Source organism: Streptomyces sp. NPDC085937 (genome assembly GCF_044540535.1).
Classification (GTDB): domain Bacteria; phylum Actinomycetota; class Actinomycetes; order Streptomycetales; family Streptomycetaceae; genus Streptomyces.
On the sequence record NZ_JBITSH010000032.1, the window covers coordinates 1 to 2,388 of the forward strand.

Sequence of the window (2,388 nt, forward strand, 5' to 3'; positions counted from 1 at the left end):
AGTAGCACGCTCAAGACCCGAAGCGGAGTGATCTAGCCATGGGCAGGTTGAAGCGGAGGTAAGACTTCGTGGAGGACCGAACCCACCAGGGTTGAAAACCTGGGGGATGACCTGTGGTTAGGGGTGAAAGGCCAATCAAACTCCGTGATAGCTGGTTCTCCCCGAAATGCATTTAGGTGCAGCGTCGTGTGTTTCTTGCCGGAGGTAGAGCACTGGATAGGCGATGGGCCCTACCGGGTTACTGACCTTAGCCAAACTCCGAATGCCGGTAAGTGAGAGCGCGGCAGTGAGACTGTGGGGGATAAGCTCCATGGTCGAGAGGGAAACAGCCCAGAGCATCGACTAAGGCCCCTAAGCGTACGCTAAGTGGGAAAGGATGTGGAGTCGCACAGACAACCAGGAGGTTGGCTTAGAAGCAGCCACCCTTGAAAGAGTGCGTAATAGCTCACTGGTCTAGTGATTCCGCGCCGACAATGTAGCGGGGCTCAAGCGTACCGCCGAAGTCGTGTCATTCACACAATAGGGCCAACGCCTGTGTGGATGGGTAGGGGAGCGTCGTGTGCCGGGTGAAGCAGCACCGGAAGGTAGTTGTGGACGGTTCACGAGTGAGAATGCAGGCATGAGTAGCGATACAAACGTGAGAAACGTTTGCGCCGATTGACTAAGGGTTCCTGGGTCAAGCTGATCTGCCCAGGGTAAGTCGGGACCTAAGGCGAGGCCGACAGGCGTAGTCGATGGATAACCGGTTGATATTCCGGTACCCGCTGTGAAGCGTCAAACATCGAATCCAGTGATGCTAAGCCCGTGAAGCCGCCGGCTGAGTCTTCGGACGAGGTCGGAGTGGTGGAGCCGGTGACCCGAGCTGGTAGTAGGTGAGTGATGGGGTGACGCAGGAAGGTAGTCCATCCCGGGCGGTGGTTGTCCCGGGGTAAGGGTGTAGGACGTCAGGTAGGCAAATCCGCCTGACACGTAGTCTGAGACCTGATGCCGAGCCGATTGTGGTGAAGTGGATGATCCTATGCTGTCGAGAAAAGCCTCTAGCGAGTTTCATGGCGGCCCGTACCCTAAACCGACTCAGGTGGTCAGGTAGAGAATACCGAGGCGTTCGGGTGAACTATGGTTAAGGAACTCGGCAAAATGCCCCCGTAACTTCGGGAGAAGGGGGGCCATCACTGGTGAGGGGACTTGCTCCTCGAGCTGGGGGTGGCCGCAGAGACCAGCGAGAAGCGACTGTTTACTAAAAACACAGGTCCGTGCGAAGCCGTAAGGCGATGTATACGGACTGACGCCTGCCCGGTGCTGGAACGTTAAGGGGACCGGTTAGCTTGGATTCGTCCAGGCGAAGCTGAGAACTTAAGCGCCAGTAAACGGCGGTGGTAACTATAACCATCCTAAGGTAGCGAAATTCCTTGTCGGGTAAGTTCCGACCTGCACGAATGGCGTAACGACTTCTCGACTGTCTCAACCATAGGCCCGGTGAAATTGCACTACGAGTAAAGATGCTCGTTTCGCGCAGCAGGACGGAAAGACCCCGGGACCTTTACTACAGTTTGATATTGGTGTTCGGTTCGGCTTGTGTAGGATAGCTGGGAGACTGTGAACTCTGGACGCCAGTTCAGGGGGAGTCGTCGTTGAAATACCAGTCTGGTCGTGCTGGATGTCTAACCTGGGTCCGTGATCCGGATCAGGGACAGTGTCTGATGGGTAGTTTAACTGGGGCGGTTGCCTCCTAAAGAGTAACGGAGGCGCCCAAAGGTTCCCTCAGCCTGGTTGGCAATCAGGTGTTGAGTGTAAGTGCACAAGGGAGCTTGACTGTGAGACCGACGGGTCGAGCAGGGACGAAAGTCGGGACTAGTGATCCGGCGGTGGCTTGTGGAAGCGCCGTCGCTCAACGGATAAAAGGTACCCCGGGGATAACAGGCTGATCTTCCCCAAGAGTCCATATCGACGGGATGGTTTGGCACCTCGATGTCGGCTCGTCGCATCCTGGGGCTGGAGTCGGTCCCAAGGGTTGGGCTGTTCGCCCATTAAAGCGGTACGCGAGCTGGGTTTAGAACGTCGTGAGACAGTTCGGTCCCTATCCGCTGTGCGCGTAGGAGTCTTGAGAAGGGCTGTCCCTAGTACGAGAGGACCGGGACGGACGAACCTCTGGTGTGCCAGTTGTTCTGCCAAGGGCATGGCTGGTTGGCTACGTTCGGGAGGGATAACCGCTGAAAGCATCTAAGCGGGAAGCCTGCTTCGAGATGAGGACTCCCACCTCCTAGAGAGGGTAAGGCTCCCAGTAGACGACTGGGTTGATAGGCCGGATATGGAAGCACGGTAACGTGTGGAGTTGACCGGTACTAATAGGCCGAGGGCTTGTCCTCAGTTGCTCGCGTCCACTGTGTT

General features: G+C 56.7%; 1 rRNA gene. It reads left to right on the forward strand.

The features are described 5' to 3' along the window. A 23S ribosomal RNA gene (locus ACIF8S_RS33350) occupies positions 1–2,366 on the forward strand; the annotation flags it as partial. Between the last annotated feature and the right edge of the window lie 22 nt (positions 2,367–2,388).